The following is a 3,897-nucleotide window of genomic DNA, read 5'->3' on the forward strand; positions in this document are numbered from 1 at the left end:
AAGATCGCCGAGTTCAAGGAGATGGTCGCGCACCTGCATGAGCAAAAGCTCGAGGTGATCCTTGATGTGGTCTACAACCATACCGCCGAGGGCAACGAGCGCGGCCCTACCCTGTCGATGCGCGGCATCGACAACGCCTCGTACTACCGGCTGATGCCCGACGACAAGCGCTTCTACATCAACGATTCCGGCACCGGCAATACCCTGGACTTGAGCCACCCCTGCGTGCTGCAAATGGTCACCGACTCCCTGCGCTACTGGGCCACCGAAATGCACGTGGACGGCTTCCGCTTTGACCTGGCGACCATTCTGGGGCGCTACCGCGACGGTTTCGACGAGCGCCACAGCTTCCTTGTGGCCTGCCGCCAGGACCCGGTGCTGCGCCAGCTGAAAATGATTGCCGAACCCTGGGACTGTGGCCCCGGCGGCTACCAAGTGGGCAACTTTCCACCCGGCTGGGTGGAATGGAACGACCGCTTCCGCGACACCGTGCGCGCCTTCTGGAAAGGCGATGACGGCCAGTTGGCGGACTTTGCCGGGCGCATGACCGCCTCGGGCGAGATGTTCAACCACCGTGGGCGCAGGCCCTACAGTTCGGTGAACTTCATCACTGCCCACGATGGTTTCACCCTGCACGACCTGGTGTCGTACAACGACAAGCACAACGAGGCCAACGACGAAAACAACCAGGACGGCAGCAACAATAACCTGTCCTGGAACCACGGCGTCGAAGGCCCCACCGAAGACCCGGAAATCAACGCCCTGCGCCTGCGCCAGATGCGCAATTTCTTCGCCACGCTGCTGCTGGCCCAAGGCACACCGATGATCGTGGCCGGTGACGAGTTCGCGCGCACCCAGCACGGCAACAACAATGCCTATTGCCAGGACAGCGAGATCGGCTGGGTCAACTGGGACCTGGACGACGACGGCAAGGCACTGCTCAAGTTCGTCAAACGCCTGATCAAATTGCGCCTGGCCTACCCGATCCTGCGCCGTGGGCGCTTCTTGGTGGGCGACTACAACGAAGATCTCGGCGTAAAAGATGTCACCTGGCTGGCGCCGGATGGCAACGAGATGAGCACCGAACAGTGGGAAGACAGCCATGGCCGCTGCCTGGGCATGCTGATGGACGGCCGCGCTCAGGAAACCGGGATTCGTCGCCCAGGCGCTGATGCGACCTTGTTGCTGGTGGTCAATGCCCACCACGACATGGTCAATTTCCGCTTGCCGCCGGTGCCCCAGGGTGAATTCTGGACCTGCATGCTCGATACCAATGCACCCGCCGTGCGCGGTCAGGAGCGTTTTGATTTCGAGCACGAATACGCGGTAACCGGACGCTCACTGCTGCTGTTCGAACTGCAACGAGACGACGAGGTGTGAGATGGCTCTGCATGGATTCCTTCAAGGCAACCGCAGCTACGCCGACACGCAGGCGCTGGGCGTTGCACTGAAGGCGCTTCAGGAGGAAGGCCTGGACCAACTGCCATTGCCCGGCAGCGGCCAGACGTTGGAACGCTACAGCCGGCTGGCGCAGGTGGCAGGTCATGACCTGCGCCTGTGCAAGCTGTTCGAAGGCCACACCGATGCCCTGGCGATCATCGCCGAGCTCGACAGCCCCTTGCCGCCCCTGGGCAGCGTTTGGGGCATGTGGGCCGCCGAACCGCCGACGGCCAAGGTACGTGTGCGCCGCGATGGCCAGCGCCTGATCGTCGATGGGCACAAAGCCTGGTGTTCCGGCGCAGCGGTGGTCAGCCATGGCTTGCTGACCGCCTGGGACGAAGACGACCGCCAACAGTTGGTGGCGGTCGAGATGGACCAGCCCGGCGTGACCGTCACCCACGAAGGCTGGAAAGCCGTGGGCATGGCGGCCACCGGCAGTGTCGAAATCATCTTTGATGAGGCCCGCGGCATCGCGGTTGGCGAGCCGGGCGACTACCTGTCACGGCCTGGCTTCTGGCACGGCGGCGTCGGTATCGCCGCGTGCTGGTATGGCGGCGCGCAACGTCTGGCTGAGGTGCTGCGTGTGCATTGCAGCCAACGTCCCGAACAGCATGCGCTGGCGCACTTGGGCGCGGTCGACAGCGTGCTCAACAGCGCCGCCTGTGTACTGCGCGACGGTGCTGAGCAGATTGACCGCGACCCTCGCGCCAATGCGCGGCAACTGGCCCAACAGGCACGGGCGTGCGTCGAGGATACCGTCGAGCAGGTCATTCATCACGTCGGGCGCGCGGTGGGTGCCGGGCCTTACTGCAAAGATCCGCACTTCGCCCAATTGATGGCGGACTTACCCGTGTATGTACGCCAAAGCCACGCCGAGCGCGACTTGGCGGCGCTGGGAAAGCTGGTTGCGGACGAACCCACAGGTAGGTGGCTGTTATGAAACCCAACCCGATCGTTGGCCAGGGCACGCCGTTGCATCAATGGCAGGGTTCAGCCCATATGGCCCAATTGCCGCAAATCAGTGTTGAGCAGTTGGTACCCGCTGGGCACCGCGCCGTGATCATTGCTCCGCACCCGGACGACGAAGTGCTGGGCTGCGGCGGCCTGCTGCAAGGCCTGGCCATGCTCGACCGGCCGATCCAACTGATTTCCGTCACCGACGGCAGCGCCAGCCATCCAGGCTCCAGGCGCTGGCCAGTCGAGCGCTTGAGCATCGTGCGCCCGCAGGAGTCGGCCCAGGCCCTGCACCGTCTCGGCATGCCACTGCACAGTTTGCAGTGGCTGCGCGCAGGCTTTGCCGACAGCCAGGTAGCGGCCCGTGAAGATGAGTTGAGCGCGTTCATAGAGCGGTATCTCAAGCCCACCGATGTGGTGTTCACCACCTGGCGCGAAGACGGGCATTGCGACCATGAAGCCGTTGGCCGCGCCAGCGCCAAAGCGGCGCAGGCGGTAGGTGCGACCCTGTACGAACTGCCCGTTTGGACCTGGCATTGGGCAACGCCCGAAGACAGCCAGGTGCCATGGCAACGTTCGCGCAAAATCGTGCTGACACCTGAAGCGGTGGCGCGCAAACGGCATGCCATTCACGCCTTTGCCAGCCAACTTGAAGGCGACCCGCAAGTGGGTCTGGCACCGGTGCTGGCACCCTATGTGGTTGAGCGTTTGCTGCAACCTTTTGAAGTGGTGTTTGTATGAGTGTGGCCACACCCTATTTTGATCAACTGTTCGCCGGTAATGACGACCCTTGGGCCTTTCGCCAGCGCTGGTACGAACAGCGTAAACGCGCACTCACCCTGGCGGTGCTAACACGGCCCCGCTATCGCTCGATTTTTGAACCCGGCTGCGCGAACGGCGAGCTGAGTGCCGAATTGGCGCCGCGCTGCGAGCGCCTGGTGTGTTGCGACACGGCCGCCGCTGCCGTAACGCTGGCGCAAACCCGATTGCGGGGGTTCAGCCACGCCCAGGTTCATCAAAGCCGTTTGCCTGAGGAATGGCCGCCCGGCCAGTTCGAACTGATTGTGTTGAGCGAACTCTGCTACTACCTCGATGCCGAGGATTTACAGCGCTTGATCGACTGTGCCCTGAATGCGCTGACCGACAACGGCCAACTGCTCGCCTGCCACTGGCGCCCGCGCATCGATGGCTGCCCGCAAACGGCCGAACAGGTGCACGAAATGCTCGCGCAACGCCTGGGCATGGCCCACCTCGCCCACCATCACGACAGTGACTTTCTACTCGACCTGTGGAGCCGTGACGGCACCTCGGTCGCCACCCATGAGGGCTTGCGATGATCGGCATTCTAATCCCGGTACATAACGAAGAAGCGCTATTGGGCGAGTGCCTCAAAGCCGCGATGATTGCCGCCAGCCACCCTGATTTGCTGGGTGAGCCTGTGCAGATCCTGGCCGTGCTCGACAGCTGCAGCGATGGCAGTGCGGCGATTGCCCAGGCGTATCC

The 3,897-nt window shown here is 63.2% G+C and carries 5 protein-coding genes; all 5 read left to right on the top strand.

All coding sequences use genetic code 11. The features are described 5' to 3' along the window. Positions 1-1,380: glycogen debranching protein GlgX (gene glgX, locus FEM54_RS26655; protein ID WP_138453666.1), on the top strand; the 1,380-nt coding region annotated here is incomplete at its 5' end. A 1-nt stretch (position 1,381) separates the two neighbouring features. After that, the gene (locus FEM54_RS26660; RefSeq protein ID WP_138453667.1) at positions 1,382-2,380 is read left to right on the top strand and encodes an acyl-CoA dehydrogenase family protein; all 999 of its coding nucleotides are present in this window, start codon (positions 1,382-1,384) and stop codon (positions 2,378-2,380) included. Further along, positions 2,377-3,135 carry a PIG-L deacetylase family protein gene (locus FEM54_RS26665; RefSeq protein ID WP_138453668.1) on the top strand — a complete coding sequence of 253 codons (759 nt, stop codon included), beginning with the start codon at positions 2,377-2,379 and terminating at the stop codon, positions 3,133-3,135. Before FEM54_RS26660 ends, FEM54_RS26665 begins: the two co-directional genes overlap by 4 nt. Beyond that, the gene (locus tag FEM54_RS26670) at positions 3,132-3,731 is read left to right on the top strand and encodes an SAM-dependent methyltransferase (protein WP_138453669.1); all 600 of its coding nucleotides are present in this window, start codon (positions 3,132-3,134) and stop codon (positions 3,729-3,731) included. The genes FEM54_RS26665 and FEM54_RS26670 overlap by 4 nt, the downstream gene beginning before the upstream one ends. Then, on the top strand, positions 3,728-3,897 hold a 170-nt coding region (locus FEM54_RS34765), incomplete at its 3' end, for a glycosyltransferase family 2 protein (RefSeq protein WP_420875329.1). The genes FEM54_RS26670 and FEM54_RS34765, both read left to right, overlap by 4 nt.

It is taken from the genome of Pseudomonas edaphica, assembly GCF_005863185.1.
GTDB classification, from domain to species: Bacteria; Pseudomonadota; Gammaproteobacteria; order Pseudomonadales; family Pseudomonadaceae; genus Aquipseudomonas; species Aquipseudomonas edaphica.

Excerpts from the sequence above, each read along its gene's own strand:
- FEM54_RS26670 (WP_138453669.1), top strand. The coding sequence starts at position 3,132 with ATGAGTGTGGCCACACCCTATTTTGATCAACTGTTCGCCGGTAATGAC.
- FEM54_RS26660 (WP_138453667.1), top strand. The coding sequence starts at position 1,382 with ATGGCTCTGCATGGATTCCTTCAAGGCAACCGCAGCTACGCCGACACG.
- FEM54_RS26665 (WP_138453668.1), top strand. The coding sequence starts at position 2,377 with ATGAAACCCAACCCGATCGTTGGCCAGGGCACGCCGTTGCATCAATGG.